The 17,522-nt window shown below is 70.0% G+C and carries 22 protein-coding genes; 12 read left to right on the top strand and 10 right to left on the bottom strand.

Features of this window, described 5'->3' with window-relative positions; all coding sequences use genetic code 11:
- Positions 1 to 59: 59 nt before the first annotated feature.
- The 3 genes from ACH4SI_RS08800 to ilvA form a co-directional block, all read right to left on the bottom strand.
- The gene (locus ACH4SI_RS08800; RefSeq protein WP_398294225.1) at positions 60 to 926 is read right to left on the bottom strand and encodes an ABC transporter permease; all 867 of its coding nucleotides are present in this window, start codon (positions 924 to 926) and stop codon (positions 60 to 62) included.
- Positions 926 to 1,906 (bottom strand): ATP-binding cassette domain-containing protein, encoded by a 981-nt coding sequence (locus ACH4SI_RS08795; RefSeq protein ID WP_398294223.1) that lies wholly within the window; start codon positions 1,904 to 1,906, stop codon positions 926 to 928. Before ACH4SI_RS08795 ends, ACH4SI_RS08800 begins: the two co-directional genes overlap by 1 nt.
- 224 nt (positions 1,907 to 2,130) lie before the next feature.
- A complete protein-coding gene (ilvA, locus tag ACH4SI_RS08790) occupies positions 2,131 to 3,294 on the bottom strand; it encodes a threonine ammonia-lyase (RefSeq protein ID WP_398295190.1) in 1,164 nt (387 codons plus the stop codon).
- A gap of 278 nt (positions 3,295 to 3,572) precedes the next feature.
- On the opposite strand from ilvA, the gene ACH4SI_RS08785 reads away from it, so the two are divergent.
- The 3 genes from ACH4SI_RS08785 (at position 3,573) to ACH4SI_RS08775 (ending at position 4,911) form a co-directional block, all read left to right on the top strand.
- The gene (locus ACH4SI_RS08785; protein ID WP_398294221.1) at positions 3,573 to 4,076 is read left to right on the top strand and encodes a MarR family winged helix-turn-helix transcriptional regulator; all 504 of its coding nucleotides are present in this window, start codon (positions 3,573 to 3,575) and stop codon (positions 4,074 to 4,076) included.
- A gap of 83 nt (positions 4,077 to 4,159) precedes the next feature.
- Positions 4,160 to 4,663 carry a sigma factor-like helix-turn-helix DNA-binding protein gene (locus ACH4SI_RS08780; protein WP_398294219.1) on the top strand — a complete coding sequence of 168 codons (504 nt, stop codon included), beginning with the start codon at positions 4,160 to 4,162 and terminating at the stop codon, positions 4,661 to 4,663.
- A complete protein-coding gene (locus tag ACH4SI_RS08775) occupies positions 4,660 to 4,911 on the top strand; it encodes a hypothetical protein (protein WP_398294217.1) in 252 nt (83 codons plus the stop codon). Before ACH4SI_RS08780 ends, ACH4SI_RS08775 begins: the two co-directional genes overlap by 4 nt.
- A gap of 13 nt (positions 4,912 to 4,924) precedes the next feature.
- Here the strand turns inward: ACH4SI_RS08775 and ACH4SI_RS08770 are convergent, their stop codons facing one another.
- Positions 4,925 to 6,076, bottom strand: coding sequence for a cystathionine gamma-synthase (locus ACH4SI_RS08770; RefSeq protein WP_398294215.1), 1,152 nt, complete (start codon positions 6,074 to 6,076; stop codon positions 4,925 to 4,927).
- Between the two features lie 139 nt (positions 6,077 to 6,215).
- On the opposite strand from ACH4SI_RS08770, the gene ACH4SI_RS08765 reads away from it, so the two are divergent.
- Positions 6,216 to 7,313 carry a hypothetical protein gene (locus tag ACH4SI_RS08765; RefSeq protein WP_398294213.1) on the top strand — a complete coding sequence of 366 codons (1,098 nt, stop codon included), beginning with the start codon at positions 6,216 to 6,218 and terminating at the stop codon, positions 7,311 to 7,313.
- Between the two features lie 118 nt (positions 7,314 to 7,431).
- A complete protein-coding gene (gene msrA, locus ACH4SI_RS08760) occupies positions 7,432 to 8,091 on the top strand; it encodes a peptide-methionine (S)-S-oxide reductase MsrA (RefSeq protein ID WP_398294211.1) in 660 nt (219 codons plus the stop codon).
- Between the two features lie 71 nt (positions 8,092 to 8,162).
- Here msrA and ACH4SI_RS08755 read toward each other — a convergent pair whose 3' ends face one another.
- Positions 8,163 to 8,699: a DUF2231 domain-containing protein gene (locus ACH4SI_RS08755; protein WP_398294209.1), complete on the bottom strand. Its 537-nt coding sequence runs from the start codon at positions 8,697 to 8,699 to the stop codon at positions 8,163 to 8,165.
- Positions 8,700 to 8,937: 238 nt separating this feature from the next.
- On the opposite strand from ACH4SI_RS08755, the gene ACH4SI_RS08750 reads away from it, so the two are divergent.
- Positions 8,938 to 10,101 (top strand): DUF2235 domain-containing protein, encoded by a 1,164-nt coding sequence (locus ACH4SI_RS08750; RefSeq protein WP_398294207.1) that lies wholly within the window; start codon positions 8,938 to 8,940, stop codon positions 10,099 to 10,101.
- 817 nt (positions 10,102 to 10,918) lie between these two features.
- Positions 10,919 to 11,251 carry a hypothetical protein gene (locus ACH4SI_RS08745; RefSeq protein ID WP_398294205.1) on the top strand — a complete coding sequence of 111 codons (333 nt, stop codon included), beginning with the start codon at positions 10,919 to 10,921 and terminating at the stop codon, positions 11,249 to 11,251.
- A gap of 21 nt (positions 11,252 to 11,272) precedes the next feature.
- Here ACH4SI_RS08745 and ACH4SI_RS08740 read toward each other — a convergent pair whose 3' ends face one another.
- Entirely contained in the window at positions 11,273 to 11,791 is a 519-nt protein-coding gene (locus tag ACH4SI_RS08740; RefSeq protein ID WP_398294203.1) for an NUDIX domain-containing protein, read from the bottom strand.
- A gap of 6 nt (positions 11,792 to 11,797) precedes the next feature.
- On the opposite strand from ACH4SI_RS08740, the gene cutA reads away from it, so the two are divergent.
- The gene (gene cutA, locus ACH4SI_RS08735) at positions 11,798 to 12,151 is read left to right on the top strand and encodes a divalent-cation tolerance protein CutA (RefSeq protein ID WP_398294201.1); all 354 of its coding nucleotides are present in this window, start codon (positions 11,798 to 11,800) and stop codon (positions 12,149 to 12,151) included.
- Positions 12,152 to 12,160: 9 nt separating this feature from the next.
- Here the strand turns inward: cutA and ACH4SI_RS08730 are convergent, their stop codons facing one another.
- Positions 12,161 to 13,414: an XRE family transcriptional regulator gene (locus ACH4SI_RS08730; RefSeq protein ID WP_398294199.1), complete on the bottom strand. Its 1,254-nt coding sequence runs from the start codon at positions 13,412 to 13,414 to the stop codon at positions 12,161 to 12,163.
- Between the two features lie 245 nt (positions 13,415 to 13,659).
- Between ACH4SI_RS08730 and ACH4SI_RS08725 the strand changes: the two genes are divergently transcribed.
- From ACH4SI_RS08725 to ACH4SI_RS08715, 3 genes are all read left to right on the top strand, one after another.
- Complete coding sequence (locus tag ACH4SI_RS08725; protein WP_398294197.1) at positions 13,660 to 13,836, top strand: hypothetical protein; 177 nt, start codon at positions 13,660 to 13,662, stop codon at positions 13,834 to 13,836.
- Entirely contained in the window at positions 13,833 to 14,138 is a 306-nt protein-coding gene (locus ACH4SI_RS08720; protein ID WP_398294195.1) for a hypothetical protein, read from the top strand. Before ACH4SI_RS08725 ends, ACH4SI_RS08720 begins: the two co-directional genes overlap by 4 nt.
- Before the next feature lie 325 nt (positions 14,139 to 14,463).
- Entirely contained in the window at positions 14,464 to 14,724 is a 261-nt protein-coding gene (locus ACH4SI_RS08715; protein WP_398294193.1) for a helix-turn-helix domain-containing protein, read from the top strand.
- 104 nt (positions 14,725 to 14,828) lie between these two features.
- On the opposite strand, the gene ACH4SI_RS08710 is transcribed toward ACH4SI_RS08715, so the two are convergent.
- Positions 14,829 to 15,383: a hypothetical protein gene (locus tag ACH4SI_RS08710; protein WP_398294191.1), complete on the bottom strand. Its 555-nt coding sequence runs from the start codon at positions 15,381 to 15,383 to the stop codon at positions 14,829 to 14,831.
- A 146-nt stretch (positions 15,384 to 15,529) separates the two neighbouring features.
- Positions 15,530 to 16,075 (bottom strand): CGNR zinc finger domain-containing protein, encoded by a 546-nt coding sequence (locus tag ACH4SI_RS08705; protein ID WP_398294189.1) that lies wholly within the window; start codon positions 16,073 to 16,075, stop codon positions 15,530 to 15,532.
- A gap of 85 nt (positions 16,076 to 16,160) precedes the next feature.
- Between ACH4SI_RS08705 and ACH4SI_RS08700 the strand changes: the two genes are divergently transcribed.
- Positions 16,161 to 17,045, top strand: a complete 885-nt coding sequence (locus tag ACH4SI_RS08700) for an alpha/beta fold hydrolase (protein ID WP_398294187.1) — start codon at positions 16,161 to 16,163, stop codon at positions 17,043 to 17,045.
- Positions 17,046 to 17,108: 63 nt separating this feature from the next.
- Here ACH4SI_RS08700 and ACH4SI_RS08695 read toward each other — a convergent pair whose 3' ends face one another.
- Positions 17,109 to 17,462, bottom strand: coding sequence for a hypothetical protein (locus tag ACH4SI_RS08695; protein WP_398294185.1), 354 nt, complete (start codon positions 17,460 to 17,462; stop codon positions 17,109 to 17,111).
- Positions 17,463 to 17,522: the final 60 nt, after the last annotated feature.

Here is a 17,522-nt window from a genome sequence, read left to right as displayed (position 1 = left end):
ACTCGCGGCGAGCCCCCGGCCAGGACGGCCGGGGGCTCGTCGTATGCGTCCCAGGGAACTCAGGCGGTCGCCGAGCGATACTTCCGGACCGCGAGCGTACGGAAGGCCACCAGAATCAGCAGCGACCACAGCACCGAGGCCAGGATCGGGTGCTGCATGGGCCAGGCGTCCGGGGCCTTGAAGCCGGGCGGCAGGTTGCCGAACAGCTCCCGGCAAGCCTGGACGGTGGTGCTGAACGGGTTCCACTCGGCGATGTGCCGGAAGAACGTGGGCAAGTTGTTGGAGTCCACGAACGCGTTCGAGATGAAGGTCAGCGGGAACAGCCAGATCAGCCCGCCGGACGTGGCCGCTTCCGGCGTCCGCACCGAGAGGCCGATCAGGGCGCCGATCCATGAGAAGGCGTAGCCGAGCAGGAGCAGCAGGCCGAAGCCCGCCAGCACCTTGCCGAAGTTCTCGTGGGTGCGCCAGCCGATGAGAAGCGCGACGACCGCGAGGATCACCAGCGTCAGCGCAGTCTGGACCAGGTCGGCGAGCGTACGGCCGGTGAGCACCGCCCCGCGCGCCATCGGCAGGGAGCGGAACCGGTCGATCAGCCCCTTGTGCATGTCGTCGGCGATCCCCGCACCCGCGCCCGCGGTCGCGAAGGTGACGGTCTGAGTGAAGATCCCGGCCATCAGGAACTCGCGGTAGTCCTGCTGCGAGAGTGAGCCGCCGACCTGGATGGACCCGCCGAAGACGTACGTGAAGAGGATGACGAACATCACGGGCTGGATCAGGCCGAACAGAACCACCTCGGGAATCCGGGCCATGCGGATGAGGTTCCGGCGGGCGATCACCAGCGAGTCGGCCATGGTGCTCATGAGCGGGCCGCGACGCGGCCGGGGGGCGGTGGCGACAGTGGCGCCGGACTCTTCGACAGCAGCCATCACTTGCCTCCCTCGTGAGCGCCGTCTTCCGTACCGGTGCCCTCGGTGCCGTGGCCGGTGAGCGAGATGAAGACGTCGTCGAGCGTCGGGCGGCGCAGCCCGATGTCGTCGATCTCCACTCCACGGGTGTCCAGTTCGCGGATGACCTCGGCGAGCAGCTTGGCCCCGCCGACCACCGGCACGGTGACCTTGCGGGTGTGCTCCTGCACCGTGGTCTCGCCCTTGCCCAGCACCCGCAGCACATGCTCGGTGATCGCGATGTGCTCGCGCTCGTGCACCACGACCTCCACCCGCTCCCCGCCGATGCGGGCCTTGAGCTGGTCGGAGGTGCCGCGGGCGATGACCTTGCCGCGGTCGATCACACAGATGTCATGGGCCAGATGGTCGGCCTCCTCCAGATACTGGGTGGTCAGCAGCAGCGTCGTGCCGCCGGCCACCAGTTCCTGGATGACCTCCCACAGCGCCTGCCGGTTGCGCGGGTCGAGCCCCGTGGTCGGCTCGTCCATGAACATCACGGGCGGGCTGACGACCAGAGCGGCGGCGAGGTCGAGCCGGCGGCGCATGCCGCCGGAGTACGTCTTGGCGGTGCGGTCGGCCGCGTCCGCGAGGTGGAACCGCTCCAGCAGCTCGTCCGCGCGGGCCTTCGCCTCGCGCGCGCCCATCTGGTACAGCTGTCCGACCATCCGCAGGTTCTCCCGGCCCGTCAGATACTCGTCGACGGCGGCGAACTGACCGGACAGGCCGATGGACCGGCGGACCTCATTGGGGTCCTTGAGCACATCCACCCCCGCGACCACCGCCGTCCCGCTGTCCGGGCGCAGCAGCGTGGTCAGTACGCGCACCGCGGTGGTCTTGCCGGCGCCGTTGGGGCCGAGCAGTCCGAGCACGGTTCCTTCCGGCACGTCGAGATCGACGCCGTCCAGAGCCCTTACTTCGCCGAAGGTCTTCACCAGGCCCTCGGCATGGATCGCGCCTGGCATGTTGGCACTCCCAGAGTTGGGTGTTCCCGGGTTGAGTCAGTTCCACAAAACATCGTTTGACATGATGTGCGGCGAATGTTTCTCGCCACGCAGGGACGCGTCCCCTCAATAAAGGCATATGTCCGCCCACAAGGGCAGCGTCGCGACAGTAAGCGGAGAGAATCATAGCGCAGTCGCGATACATCGCGATACACGCGTACCCACGGACAGTCTGCCGCGCACCGTCAGACCATCACGGTGTATCCGGCCCCGTGCAGCGCCTCCCGGACCTCGGCGCAGTGCTCCGGCCCCTTCGTCTCCAGCTGAAGCTCCACCTCCGCCTCGCTGAGCCCCAGCCGCGGATTGATCCGCACATGGCTGATGTCGAGCACGTTGGCGTCCACCGCCGACAGCTCCGCCAGCAGCGTCGCCAGTGCCCCCGGCCGGTCGGTGAGCCGCAGCCGCAGCGACAGGTAGCGGCCCGCCGCGGCCATGCCGTGCCGCAGGATCCGCTGCATCAGCAGCGGATCCACGTTGCCGCCCGAGAGCACCGAGACCACCGGCCCCTCGAAGGCCGCCGGATCCGACAGCACCGCCGCCACCGGGCTCGCCCCCGCCGGCTCCACCACCAGCTTCGCCCGCTCCAGGCACAGCAGCAGCGCGCTGGACAGTTCGTCCTCGCTGACCGTACGGACCTCGTCGACGAGCGCGTTGATGATCCCGAACGGAACGTCGCCCGGCCGCCCCACCTTGATGCCGTCCGCCATCGTCACCGGCGCCTCGACCGACACCGGTCGGCCGGCCGCCAGCGAGGGCGGATACGCCGCGGCGCCCGCCGCCTGCACGCCCACCACCCGTACGTCCGGCCGCAGCGCCTTCACCGCCACCGCGATCCCGGCCGCGAGCCCGCCGCCGCCGATGCCCACCACGACCGTGCGCACCTCGGGGCACTGCTCCAGGATCTCCAGCCCCACCGTGCCCTGCCCCGCGATGATGTCCGGGTGGTCGAACGGATGGATGAAGACCGCGCCCGATTGCTCCGCGTACCGCTGCGCCGCCCACATCGTCTCGTCCACGATCTGGCCCTCGAGCCGGACCTCCGCGCCGTAGTCCCGCGTCGCCGCGATCTTCGGCAGCGGCGCGCCCTCGGGCATGAAGACGGTCGATCGCACCCCCAGCAGCGAGGCCGCGAGCGCGACGCCCTGCGCATGGTTCCCGGCGCTCGCCGCGACCACCCCCGCGGCCCGCTCCTCGGGCGTCAGACGGGCGATCCGCACATAGGCGCCGCGCACCTTGAACGAGCCCGTTCGCTGCAGGTTCTCGCACTTCAGCTGCACCGGGGCGCCGACCAGACCGGTCAGATAGCGGCTGCCCTCCAGCGCGGTCAGCCGGGAGACCCCCGAGAGCATCTTCTGCGCCTCGCGCACATCGTCCAGGGTGATCGCGAGCGGGGCGGACGGTACGGAGCGTGCGGGGCGCGGGGCCGGGGCCGTACCGGACCCGTCCGCTCCGTCGGGTCGTGGAGCCATGGCCCCAGTCTTGCAGCTCGCCCGGAACACGGCCGGGCCGGGGCGAGCGGGGTGTGGCCGGTTGTGGGCAGGTTTCTGCAGCCCCCGTACGGGCAGCGCCCAGGCCGCGTACTCTGTGCCACATCCCACAGACCACCGCATGAAGTGAGCCCTAGGCCATGCCCATCCAATCGGACATGACGACTCAACTTGACACAGGCGTACTGGATTCACTCCAGCACCAGGTCGCGGTCTTCGCCCGCCGCGCGGAGCAGACCCGGCTCGGCGGCGTCGGACAGGCCCGCAACTCGATGGACCGCGCCGCCTACCTGCTGCTCAACCGGCTCGACCAGGAAGGCCCCATGGGGGTCAAGGCACTCGCCGGGGGCATGGGCATCGACTCGTCCACCGTGACCCGGCAGGTCGCCCCGCTGGTCGACTCCGGCCTGGTCAAGCGCACGTCGCACCCCGAGGACGGCCGCGCCGTCGTCCTCCAGCTCTCCCCGCGCGGCAAGGCTCGCCTGGAGGAGGTGCGCTCCTCGCGGCGCGAGCTGATGGCGCAGGTGACGGACGACTGGACGGTGGAGGAGCGCGATATGTTCTGCGATCTGCTCACCCGCTTCAACGTCGCCCTGTCCGCCGCGCACGGCGCGGTGCCGCAGGCGGCGGCACCGGCGTCCTGAGCCGCCGGCGCTCCCGACCGCCCGGCCCTTGACCGGGCGCCCCTGCCTGCCGTGTCCTTGAGGAACGAACGGCGGAGGGCGCGGTGCGAGAGCAGCGGGCAGCACGGGAGAGCCGCCGGACCCGGGAATTCGAGGCATTCGTCGCGGGCGCCGGTGGCAGGTTGTTGCACGCGGCCACACTGCTCACGGGGGAACCGACGGGGGAAACCGAAGCCGCGCAAGCCCTGCTGACCGCCGCGCTCGCGCGCACCTACGCCCGCTGGGACCGGCTGCGCGGCGAGGATCCGTACGACCGCGCCCGCCAGGAGCTGGCCGCCCTCTTCGCCCACCGCGCCCGCCGCTACCGCCGCCCGCGCGGCGGCGTGCTGGACCGGCTCACCCCGCGGGAGCGGCTGGTGCTGGTGCTGCGGCTGTACGAGGGGGTCGCGGAGGAGCAGACGGCTGCCACGCTCGGCCTGCCGGTCGAGCGCGTACGGGCCATCTGCACGCGCGCGGTGACCCTGATGCGCGCCGCCCCGCACCCCCCGGGAGCCCCCGGCACACCCCCGCCCCCGGTCACCGGCCGTCCGGCGGGGGCGGCGCGGTGAGCTTCCCGGACCGCAAGGAGGACCAGGTCCGGGGGATGCTGGAGGGGCCGCACCCGGTGCTGCCGCCGGATCTGGCCGCGCGGGCGGCCGGGCGCGGGCAGCGGATGCTGCGCCGCCACCGGGCGGCGCGGACCCTCGGCTGGTCGCTGCTGCTCGCCGCGGTCCTCGCGTTCACCGTCTGGGCGGCGGTCGTCCACCCGTGGGCGGGACCGCCCGCCGACACCACCCCTCCGCTGGAGGGGTGGTGAGCGGTGCCGAGGCTCAGGCGAGCGCCTGGGTCAGATCCCCCAGCAGATCGTCGATGGACTCGATGCCCACCGACAGCCGTACGAGATCCGCCGGCACCTCCAGCGCCGAACCGGCCGCCGAGGCGTGCGTCATCCGCCCCGGGTGCTCGATCAGCGATTCGACGCCGCCCAGCGACTCGCCGAGCGTGAAGAGCTTGGCCCGGTTGCAGACCTCGACCGCCGCCTCCTCGCCGCCGGTGACCCGGAACGACACCATGCCGCCGAAGGCCCGCATCTGCTTGGCGGCGATCTCGTGGCCCGCGTGCTCGGGCAGCCCCGGGTAGAAGACCTCGGTCACCTTGGGGTGGGCGGTGAGCAGCCCCGCGACGCGCGTGGCGTTCGCGCTGTGCCGGTCCATCCGTACCCCGAGCGTCTTGATGCCGCGCAGCACCAGCCAGGAGTCGAAGGGGGCGGCGACGGCGCCCATCGCGTTCTGGTGGAAGGCGAGTTCGTCGCCCAGGCCCGGGTCGGAGACGATCAGCGCGCCGCCGACGACGTCCGAATGCCCGCCCATGTACTTGGTGGTGGAGTGCACGACGACGTCCGCGCCGAGCGCCAGCGGCTGCTGCAGATACGGGCTGGCGAAGGTGTTGTCCACGACCAGCCGGGCCCCCGCGGTGCGGGCGATGTCGGCGAGGGCCGCGATGTCGGTGATGCCCAGCAGCGGGTTGCTCGGCGTCTCGACCCAGATCACCTTCGTACGGGGGCGCAGCGCGGCCCGTACCGCCGCGGGGTCGGAGGTGTCGGCGACCGACCACTCCACGCCCCAGCGCTCGACGACCTTGGAGAAGAGGCGGAACGTACCGCCGTACGCGTCGTCCGGGATCACGACGTGGTCGCCCGGCACCAGCAGCGTGCGCAGCAGGCAGTCCTCGGCGGCGAGGCCGGAGGCGAAGGCGAGCCCGCGGCGGCCTCCCTCGAGGGCCGCCAGGTTCTCCTCCAGGGCGGTGCGGGTGGGGTTGGCGGAGCGGCTGTATTCGTAGCCGCCGCGCAGGCCCCCCACCCCGTCCTGCTTGTAGGTGGAGACCTGGTAGATCGGCGGAACGACGGCGCCGGTGAGCGGGTCCGCCTCCTGGCCCGCATGGATGGCGAGCGTCTCGAAGCTCTGGGAGTGCTGGTCGGTCATGGGCCCGAGGGTAACGCGCGGCGAGCACCTCCATGATCCGGCGGCGGGCCCGTCCAGGATTCAACGGCCGCGTTCCATGTCCGCCGTGGCGCATAGGCTGGACCACAAGCCGTCACGGGACTTCACACGGGGACACCTCATGGAGCTTCTGATCTTCCTCATCGCCGTCGTCATGATCGGCGGGCTGATCGTGCTGCCCGCGCTGCGGCGCAGGCGCGGCGGCCGCGAGACCCTGCAGGGCGCGATGCGCGCCACGGACCCGGGTGAGTACGGTTTCGTACCGCGCGAAGAGCTGGACGTCCGGCTGCCCGGCCCGGACCACCAGCTCATCGAGGCGCTGGAGGAGGTCCAGGCCGGCCAGGACTGGGAGCCCGCCTCCAGGCTCCTCGCGCTCACCGAGGCGACCTCCGAGCTGCGCTGGCAGCGCGTCCAGACCCTCGCCGGAGCCGCCGCCTTCGAGCTCGCCCAGGCCCCGGGCCGGGGCGGGATGTGGCTGCGCACCTGGCGCGTCGCGGCCCCCGAGGACCCGGGCGCGGCCGCCGTGCAGGCGGAGTTCCTGGTCCGGCAGGCGCTGCTCGACCCGTCCTCGCAGGACTTCCGGATGATCCTGGAGGAGGCCCGGGACGTCTGCCACGAGGCGGCCCGGCTGGCCCCGGACGACCCCGTTCCGTACATCGTCGAGCTGGGCGTCGCCCGCGGTCTCCCCTACCGGCAGGCCGACTTCGAGGAGCTGTGGACCAAGGTCACCGACCGCGCGCCGCACCACATGGGCGCCCACCTCGCCGCCCTCCACTACTGGTGCGAGAAGTGGCACGGCTCCCAGGACCGCGCCGACACCTTCACCCACGCCGCCGCCGGTTCGGCCCCCGAGAAGAGCCTCCTCCCCGCCCTCCCCCTCTTCGGCGTCTTCGAGCACCTGCCCGAGGTCAACCTCGTCCGCAGCCTGTACCAGAGCGACGTGATCACCAAGGCCGTCGAGGGCGCCCTGTACGCCGTCCGCCAGGCCCCCGCCGACCACCCGGTCCTCCCCCACGTCCGTCATCTGCTGGTCTGGTTCCTGGTCCGCTCGGAGCGGTACGCCGACGCCATGGAGCAGCTGCGCCACGTGGACGGCCACGTGGGCGCGGTGCCGTGGTCGTACGGGGCGGACCCGGCGGCCGAGTACGCCGTCTACCGGGCGCTGGCGGTGGCCGGCTGGGAGGGCCGCGGCGGCTCCCCGGCGACCCTGCCCAAGTGAGCGGCCCCGCGGAATTCGCCGCGCCCGCCGCCCGTTGTAAGGGGTAGCCACGTTAAGGGTCAGCCACCTCTGTCCCCTGCCTGTGTCCCCTTGCCTGCCGCCCCGAGGAGCCGTCCCGATGCTGTTCAACCGCCGCCAGAACCACCTCCCGACCCCCGAGGAGGCGCTGAAGGGCCGCCCCGAACCGGGCTTCACCGTCCCCGACCGCCACACCGTCCTCGGCAACCCGCTCACCGGCCCGTACCCGGAGGGCCTGGCCGTCGCCGACTTCGGCCTCGGCTGCTTCTGGGGCGCGGAGCGCGTCTTCTGGCAGGCCCCCGGCGTCTGGACCACCCTGGTCGGCTACCAGGGCGGCCACACCGAGAACCCCACCTACGAAGAGGTCTGCAGCGGCCTCACCGCCCACACCGAGGCCGTCCGCGTCGTCTTCGACCCCACGGTCACCTCGTACGGCGCCCTCCTGAAGCTCTTCTGGGAGTCCCACGACCCCACCCAGCACTTCCGCCAGGGCAACGACGTCGGCACCCAGTACCGCTCGGCCGTCTACACCCACTCCCCCGAGCAGCAGTCCGAGGCCGAGTCCTCCCGCGCCGCCTACCAGTCCGTCCTGACCGGCTCCGGCTACGGCGAGATCGCCACCGAGATCCTCCCCGCCGGCCCCTTCTACCCGGCCGAGCCCTACCATCAGCAGTACCTGGACAAGAACCCCGCAGGCTACTGCGGCATCGGCGGCACGGGCGTCTCCTGCCCCATAGGCGTGGCCCCGGCGGACGGCTGACGCGGCCGCTCGCAGGGCGTTGCCGCTTTGTGGCCCCCGGATGCGCCGCCCGCTCCGAGGGCGACCGGTCGTCAGCCGTTGTCACCACTTTCGCCATGGGCGGTGTTGGAGAAGGCGTCGTGCCACGCGGCCTTCGCTCCGGAGTCGCCGATCCGGTACACGTCCACGACCGCACCCGCGGCCACCGCGACGGAGAGCACAGCCGCCGCGACACGGATCACCAACGCGGTCCGGGACGTGACCGCCCGGGTCCGCTCCCCGGGGCCCGCCTCCGCCGACGTCAGCCTGCGGGTCGTCCACCAGACCGCCGTCGCCATCACGAACAGGCCCGCGGCCCAGGGAAGCAACCCGTCGCCGAGTTCGGTGTGCCTGCGCACCAGCGCGTTGCTGTCGACGTGCTCCTCCAACCACTCGCCGGCGTTCGTGGCCACGGGCACGCTCGCCAGCGTCACGAGGGCCAGCAGCGGAAGCACAATCCCCATCCGCCGGGCGGCACTCGGCCAGACCGCGCCGATCACGACCGCCAGGGCGCTCAGGGGAACGAACACGACGACGAAGTGCACGACCAGGACGTGTACGGGCAGTCCGTTGACAACGGTGAGGCTCATCAGATTTTCCTCCAGAAGCGCCCAGGAGAGGCCGGCACGCGCACGAACGCTCCGTGCGCGGGCCTGTGAGGCGCGCCAGACTGTCACGGGAACTTCTGAGCTTCCTCTGAACCCGCTCGGCACTCGGCTGCGGCGAATGGCGAGGTCGGCGGAGTGGTGCGACCATCGAATCAGGTCTGTCGGCCGGGCAATGACATCACTGATGTGCGGTTGCTGTTCCTCCCCGGAGGGAGTTGCCATGGCCAAGAATCTGATCCTCTGCTGTGACGGCACGTGGGACCTCGCCGACCAGCCCCACAAGACGAACGTCACCAAGGTCGCCTTGGCCGTCCGGCCGCAGGCGGACGGCGTGGAGCAGCGCGTCTACTACGGTCGCGGTGTCGGCACACGCCGGTGGGAGCGCCTGCGCGGCGGCGCGTTCGGCATGGGGCTGTCCAGCAACGTCCTGGACGCCTACCGCTTCCTCGTCGACGCCTACGAGCCCGGTGACCAGCTGTATCTGTTCGGATTCAGCCGGGGGGCCTTCACTGCCCGCAGCCTTGCCGGCCTGGTGCGCAACTCCGGCATCCTGCGCCGGGAGCACGCCCATCGGATCAAGGAGGCGTGGGCCCTGTACCGCGACCGTATCGAGAAGCCGACCGGCACGGCCGCCACGCTGTTCCGCCAGACGTACGCGTACGAGACGGGGATCCGCTTCATCGGAGTGTGGGACACGGTCGGTACCCTCGGCATCCCGGTTCCGGGCCCCCGGTGGCTCAAGCCGTTCGTGGCCTCGGTCAACCGTCGGTGGGCGTTCCACGACACCGAACTGAGCAGCTGGGTGCAAGGGGCCTTCCACGCGCTGGCCATCGATGAGCAGCGCACGCCCTTCATCCCGACGCTGTGGCACCAGCAACCCGGCGCCGGCGACAACGGCCAGGAGCTGAAGCAGGTGTGGTTCGCCGGAGTGCACAGCGACGTCGGCGGCGGCTACAGCGAAACGGCCCTGTCCGACATCACCCTCCTGTGGATGGTCCACCAGGCTCGCCGTCACGGGTTGGAGTTCGACCCCGAGGTTCTCAGCCTCAGCGACACCGGGCCGCGCGCCGTGCCCGCGAGCACCGGCATGGACTTCCCTGTGCGGCCAGACATCATGGGCCCGATCCACGACTCACGCACCGGCTTCTACCTCATGGAACGACCGTGGCACCGGCCTATTGGACAGGCCGTGGACACGTCGGGTCGTGCCAACGGGTGCGAATACCTCTCGGAAACCGCCCACATACGCCACGACGAGGACGCGTCCTACCGACCGCCCGAACTCGACCACTATCTCGCCCAGGGGCGAGTACGCCTCGAACCGGTGCCCCTGACCGCTCCCGACGCGCATCGAGCCCCTGCCGGACCGCGCCGATCCGCGTGAGGTCTTCCCGGATCGAGAGACCGAGGACGAGGTTCGCGCTCCTCCCAGGCTGCCCGCGCGGTGGAGTCACCGAGCACGCGGTGACTCCACCACCGACATCACGCGGCCACGATTGTCTCTTTCGTGCCGCACGCTGCCTGACCTCCTCGTCCGTGCAAGGCCAGCGCGGTGTGGACCGCCCGCTGTTCAGAACGGAAAGGCGTCAAGTGGCCATCCTCAGCCCCTGTGGGGCAACATTCGGCCACGTGTGCCCCAGAGGCGCATGACGATGACCACCGAGCGGGATCTTCCACTTCATGAGTACTCGGGGGACAGCTGCGCTCGGTGGACTTGGACAGTGGTGGGGTGTATTGGCCGGAGCGTTGTTGATCGCGGCATGGATCAACTCCGCTGCGGGACCAGCAGTCGTTGTCGCCCTCTCCGTTGCAACGGCGGCGTGGTGCTTCTTTCAAGCACCTGTCACCTGTGGCGCTCCAGTACGCGGGCGCGCGGACGGCTGTCGTAACAACGCATCGGGGCTGCTGTTGGGCTGTCACATCCGGCAGCACCGATGGGAGAAGCTCAAGATGCTCATCCTTCGCCGACGCCTCCGGGAATTCTGCTCAGGGCTGTTCACGGACGGCAAGGCAACCGTTGTCACGCTGGCTGGTGTAGGAAGCTTCCTGTCCGGCCTCGTCGCTCTCATCCCCGGCGTCGCTCGCTGATCGGGCCTGAGGGACACGTGGCAGGCCCCTCATAGGTGCAGGAGCTAGGTACTCCGCTGGGCAGCACGCACTCGATAGGCTGCTCCCAGGGAATCTCATTCCTGGGAGCAGAAATGACCACCCCCGCCGCTGGGAAGCCGCTCATCCCTCAGCCGCCTGCCACCGTCGCGGCTCTTCGCCAGGCCATCGCGCAGATCGCGCCCGCCGCCCTTCCCGCCTTCGCACGGGAGTTGGATCAGGCCGCCGACCTCGCTCCGCTCCAGCGGTTCATCGCCCAGTGGGCCGTCTACGTCCACATCCAGCGGCAGCCGAACATCGCGAAAGAGTTCCGTCACTGGGAGGACGCTGCCGAGACCGGCGACGCGACACAGGCCCGACGTGCCGCGTCCCCAATCGGCAAGATCCTGGACGACGCACACGCCGCGCTCGGCCTTCCACTGCCGTGAGTACGGCTGGGCGGAGCACCGTCACGGAACGGAGCGTTCACCGTTCTCGAGATACGCGGGGCGCTGCTCGGCCAGGGCCCGGAGGGCTTGGGCTGCCCGGCGGCGGGTGCGGGGCGGGAGCAGGGGCAGGGCGTCGTCCGGGGAGACGAAGTCACAAGCCGAGAGTTCGTGATCGCGCGGGTACACCCCGCTGACCTGGCCGGGCGAGAGCGTACCTCCGTCGAAGACGAACGCGAGTTGGTCGTCCCAGGGACCGTGTGGCGCGACCCAGTCGACACAGACAAGTCCTCGCAGTTCGACGGCGAGGCCCAGTTCCTCGGACAGTTCGCGTCGCGCCGCGTCCGCGGGCGACTCGTTCGCCTCGGCCATCCCGCCAGGGAGATCCCACGCTTCCTTGTACGTCGGCTTGACCATCAACAGGCGCCCGGCGGTGTCGTGCAAGAGCACGTCGGCTGACACGCGCTTGCGTTCCTGTTTGGCGTTCCCTTCCGCCAAGTAGGCGTCCCATTCGGCGGTGCCTGGCTGGGGGTGCGTGGCCATGGGGCGATGCCTCCGTCAGATCATCCAGGGGCGCGAGCGAGCTTCCTTCAGGTGGCGACGGCGACGGCAAACCGTGAGGAAGCCGAGAAACTTGCGGGTTCGGTGGTGACGGCTCGGCTCGCGGCCGGGGCGCAGATCGTGGGACCGGTGATCTCCGTCTTCTGGCACCAGGGTCAGTTCGGGACCGGGGAAGAGTGCCAGCGCTTGTTCAAGACACGTGCCGAGCGCTACGCCGACCTTGAAGCGCACATCCTGGAGCACCACCCGTGGAAGAACCCCGAGGTGTCGGCCGTGCCGATCGTCGCAGGTTCGGATGCCTACCTGCGGTGGGTGGAGCGGACCACTGAGCCGAACCGATGAACTGATTCCTCACGCCCTGGTTTTTTCGAGGACTTCGGCCACCGCCGGAAGCTCCCTGTGGGACCTGAACTGTTGGAAAATCGGTGCGAGGCGCTGGCGTGGGCGGACGGACGCGACTCCGGCCGAGAGTTCCAGTGCGCGGCCTGTGACGGACGCGGCCTCCTCGATTTCTCCGGCGGCCAGGTAGGAATCTGCCAGCCACGACAGGTAGAGGCTTTTGTCACGAGCATGGGTGTCGTCGTACCGGGAGAGAAAGTCCTCCAGCACGGGAACAGCGCGGAGGGGGCGGCGAAGTTCGGTCCAGCATCGGCCCGCCATGATCTGCAGTCCGTTCCCATCCCACGCTGCCCAGTCGGGCTGGGGCCTTCCGTCGTCCTCGGTGAGCGCGGTTTGAGCGATGCCGAGAGCACGTTCGGTCTCGTCGGCGTCCCCTGCGGCGGCGTATGCCCAGGCCAGACGTCCGTAAAGCAGCGCGCGTACGCCGGGTGGGGCGTCGGGACCTGCGGTGCCGCATGACTCGACCGCGATGTCTATCCCGACGGTGCGATCGCGACTGAGTCTCTGGTAGGCGAGGAAGGCGAGAGCGTTTCCGGCAAGGGCGGTGTCTCCTGCCTCGGTGGCGGCTTGGTGACTGTCCTCGTAGAGGCTGGTGGCGTCGCCGTGCCGGCCGGCGTCGAATGCGGCCCAACCCGCTTGCTGGGCCTGTTCGGAGAGGACCGACAGGAGCGCACGACCGGTCTCCTCGCTGTAGCTGCTCTCCCGCAGCATCGTCTTGGTCGCCTGGTACTCGCCGAGGTAGATGCGGTAGGTGTCGCCTCCGCCAAGGATGTCATCGAGACGCCGCAGTCGTGCTGTGCGCTGTCGCAATTGGTCCGGCACGTCTCGACCGATCTGACGGCCTGCCTTGAGCTGGGCCAACTCGGGCAGGCCGAGGACCAGACCTGCTCCGGCTGAGGCCCGGAAAAACTCTCTACGCCGCACTGTTTCGCTCCCCTCTCGGGTCGTCGTGGGTGTCGTGCGCGGTGAGGTCGCTTCCCAGTCACGGGGAGCGAGGCCGAGTAGGTGTCCGGGGATGCGCAGGCCATCGGCAATCGTCGCGATCTTGTCGAAGGACGTAATGCGGCCCTGGCCGCGTGCCAATGTGCCGACTCGTTCGGGCTTGAGGTCACACTCGGCGGCAATCTTCGAATAGCTGATCTTGGCTAAGTCTCGGGCAAGAGAAAAGACCACGCCGAAGTCATGAGCCACGATCGCGGCACGCATTTCCGGGTGGTTCAGAAGCTCACGCGGTAGTGCAGTCGGGGGTTGGTAAGCAGTCATCGTGTGCCCCGTTACGCCTGATAGTGACATTCTGTCACGCGATCCTGACCGTCAGCTTACCCATGACGGGGATAGCCGGGGGCGGGAAGGCAGCGCCGTTACTCCGCAGCACAGTTGGCAAACGCAAGACCCCCGCGACCGCGCGCACGGCCCGGGGGCGTGGTCAACGCTGCAAGAGGAGCGTCAACATGCCAAACGATATCCGCCACATCGTGTGGTGGCTGCTGTGGTCATTGCTGCCCGGCCGGGGGCGCCGGCTCGTGGTCCCGACAAGTCCTCCGGTGAGCTGCGTGGATGACCCGACGCTGCGGCTTCCGCGCGTGGTGCTGCTGTGCGCTCCGCACGGGATGGTGGTGATCCGGTGAGCACGCAACCGCGTCTGCTGCCGTGGAATGGGGAGTCCGGCAAGCCGTGCTACCTGGTCCCCAGTGAGGACGGCAAGGGGTACCTGTCGCGGCTCGCCGACGAGATGGAAGCGGTGCAACTCCGCATGGGTGCCGAACTCCTGGGCCATGCCCGCGTGCTGCTCGGCAACCCCAAGGCGGAAGCCGGAGAACTTCGCTTTCTTTCGAATCGCCTGGTCGAGGCGCTGTACGACGCACTCCGGGTCGCGGAGAGCCGCGGCAGGCGACTTCCCGTGCCCGACGAGAAGGGGGCAGGCGGATGAGCCCGGACCGTCGCGCTCAGTCCGAGTGGCGCATCGAGGTCGCTCCGGTGGGGCTGCGCGTACGCCGTGAAGGGGTCCGGCTCGCGCTGCTCCTTCGGGGCGTTCGGCTCGGTCACCCCGTGGCCCTCGCCCCGCTGGTGCTGACGCTGGACGAGTCGGAACAACTGCATGCGGGACTGTGCTTCGCGCTCGGCCCGGAACCTGCGCGAGCGGACGCGCCTGAGTGCCGAAGGGCGGTTCGTTATCCCGGCGGGCGAGAGCGGTACTGAGGTCGGCTCGGGGTATGGCCAGACGTTCAAGGAGTCACCGTGAGCAAGGAGTCACCGTGAGCAAGAGTTACCACACCTCATGGACGATCCCCGAGGAGCATCGAGCCGATCCGGCGTACGTCGAGGCGAGCGCCGCGATCGACTTGGGCCAGGGTGTCTACGACCGTCGTACATCGTTGGGGATCGACCAGGCGTCGCTCGCCGAGCGGACAGGGCTGTCGGTGGAGGAGATCGGCCGCCTTGAGGGAGGGGGCACAGTGCCTACGCTCCCCCTCGTCCGCATGCTGGCCAGGGCGTTCTCCTGCCCATCGGCGTAGCCGAGGCGGATGGTTGAAGTTCTCCCGCCGGTTCTCTCGGCGACGCTGCACGCGCTGCTCACCGGATTCGTTCCGGTGAGCAGCGCCCTGCATGCCCGGAGCCCCTACACGCACGTGGTGACCGCCGCGTTCGCCCCGTGCCTGCGGCGGCGGTAGTAGTGCAGCGTCACCGCGCCCAGCAGGGGGCCCCAGGCGACGAGGGGGAGGTAGGCGGCGGTGAGGAGCCAGTTGCCCCAGGGCGTGATGTCCATGTGGGCGTGCAGGGTCGTCCAGACGAACGCCACTCCGTACGTGCTGCAGGCCAGCGCGCCGAACGCCGCCGGGATCACCGCGGCGGGGACCGGGACCGGGCGGCCGCCGAGGTACGGGATCCAGCGGGGCCAGACCTCGCCCCAGGGGCGTACCAGTCCGAGGGTGAGCCAGGCCAGGCTCTCTTGGGCCAGGGACATCAGGGGCAGGATCAGCAGGCCCCAGCCGGGCAGGAGCATCGCGTTGTACTCGGACGGTGCCAATCCGAGCGGAACGCCGAGCACCACAGCGAGGCGCCATAACGCCGATGGCAGGGACACCCAGACGGCCGCTGCCGCGGCGCGGTGTGCCCAGAGCGGGACGCGTAAGTGAGCGCCATGAACGGTGGAGACGGGAACAGTCGTGGGCATGCGGCACGCTCCTCGATCATCGATGTGTCATGCGATGTCGTTCGTCGTCGCTCGATGCCCTTGATGTTTCCGCGGGCGCCGCCACCCGGCGTCGGGCCAGGGAACTGAACGGCCTCAGCTCCCGGGCGTATCCCCGTATCACCGCATCAGCCCCCAGGCGTACGCGCGGTCGGATTGCCCGGGGTGACCGTCTCGCCGGCACGTCGCCTTCGCGCGTGGTTGCGGGCCTTCATTCGGTTGCCGCATGCGGCCATGGAGCACCAGCGTGCCGTACCGGGGCGGCTGTGGTCGACGAGGAACAGGTTGCATTCCTCGTTCGCGCAGGGCCGCAGTCGTCCCGGTAGTTCTTCGCAGGCCGTCGACCATGCGAGGACGACGCGGACGGCCAGCTCCTGATCACTCGCGGCTTCGAGCTGCCACTGAAGGCCCTCGCTCGTGGCTGTGGGACACAGGCGGGCATCCCGAAGGACGGCGTTGAGGGCATCCAGATCGGTGGAGTCCCCGCGGATCAGCCGGTGCAGAGCCTCGCGCACGCCCCGCACCGCTTCGCGCTCGGCTGTCGTTCCACACCCTCCCAGCGAGCGGAGCCAGCGCGACCCTTCCTCTGCCGGTTCCAGTGCGTCCGTGGGCTTGCCGTCGATCACCGGAGCACTGTTGAGCACCGCGAGCAGCAGCTCCTCACCCTCGACCATCCCCTGCTCCTCCTTGACAAGCGCATCCGGGGCACGCAGACTCACTCTAACCTAACCAGTTAAATCAATTTAAGGGGTTACCGTCATGGTTGCTGTTCATCACCGCACCGTCGAGGTCGACGGGCTGACGGTCTTCTACCGCGAGGCCGGCCCGGCGGACGCTCCCGTGCTGTTGCTGCTGCACGGGTACCCGACCAGCTCGCACATGTTTCGCCACCTCATCCCGGCCCTGGCCGGCCCGTACCGGGTGATCGCGCCCGACCACATCGGTTTCGGAAGGTCGTCGGCGCCGAGCGTCGACGAGTTCCCCTACACCTTCGACGCGCTCGCCGAGGTCACCCGCCACTTTCTGGCCGTGATCGACGTCGACCGGTACACGATCTACGTCCAGGACTACGGGGCGCCCGTCGGCTGGCGGCTCGCCCTGGCGGATCCGGATGCCGTGGTCGCCGTCGTCTCGCAGAACGGCAACGCCTACGAGGAGGGCTTCGTCCCTGACTTCTGGGCGCCGATCTGGGCCTACGGAGCCGATCGCAGCGCCGAGCACGAGGCGCAGCTGCGGCCCGCGCTCGGGCGCGAGGCCGTCGAGTGGCAGTACACCCACGGGGTGGCCGACCCCACCCTGGTCGACCCCGACGCCTGGGAGCACGACCTGGCCCTTCTGGCCCGTCCGGGAGTGGACCGCGCGCAGCTCGCCCTGTTCGGCGACTACGCCACCAACCGCGACCTGTACCCGGCCGTGCACGAGTGGCTACGCTCCCGCGGCGTTCCGGTTCTCGCGATCTGGGGCCGCAACGACGAGATCTTCGGGCCCGCAGGCGCGGAGGCCTTCCGCCGCGATGCGCCCGATGCCGAGATCCTTCTCCTCGACGGCGGGCATTTCCTCCTGGAAACGCATCTCGACGAGGTCGCACAGGCGATCCTCGCCTTCCACAAGCGGGTGTACGGCGAGCACGCGCCCCTCGGTTGAACCGGCGGCCCGGTACCCGGGTCCGTGGCGGATCCGACGGTTGGAGGAGAGCGGCACCATCTCCTACTCCGGCCCTCTTCCGAACCGCTCGGTGACGACGGTCGTGTCCCGGGTACGGTCCGGCGGATCCGGGGGCCGACCCGCCGGCGCTTCGCGCAGGGGCGCGATGGCCGCCGGGATCTCGGTGTCGCCGATGTTCCCGTAGCCGAGGACGAGCGCGCGCTCCGCCGCGTCCTCCACGCGGTAGTCGTCCAGATCCGCCACGCGCAGCCCGGCGGCCGCAGCGCGGACCGTGCCGACCGCCACGCCGATCGTCGGCGTCAGCACGGTGGAGCAGTTGGACGAGGCGGTCGCGGGGGTGTCGCTCGGGCTGACCGCCGAAGAGCGCGAACGCCTGGACTCTGCCGTGTGACCCATCCAGGTCAGCGCGTTGAGCCGGCAACTTTCCAGGCAGAGACGCTGAATTCTCCAACCGTT

The sequence above is a fragment of the Streptomyces sp. NPDC021212 genome (assembly GCF_044332925.1).
GTDB lineage: Bacteria > Actinomycetota > Actinomycetes > Streptomycetales > Streptomycetaceae > Streptomyces.
The sequence above is the reverse complement of the archived record's forward strand: the minus strand, read 5'-3'. Positions and strand labels throughout refer to the sequence as shown.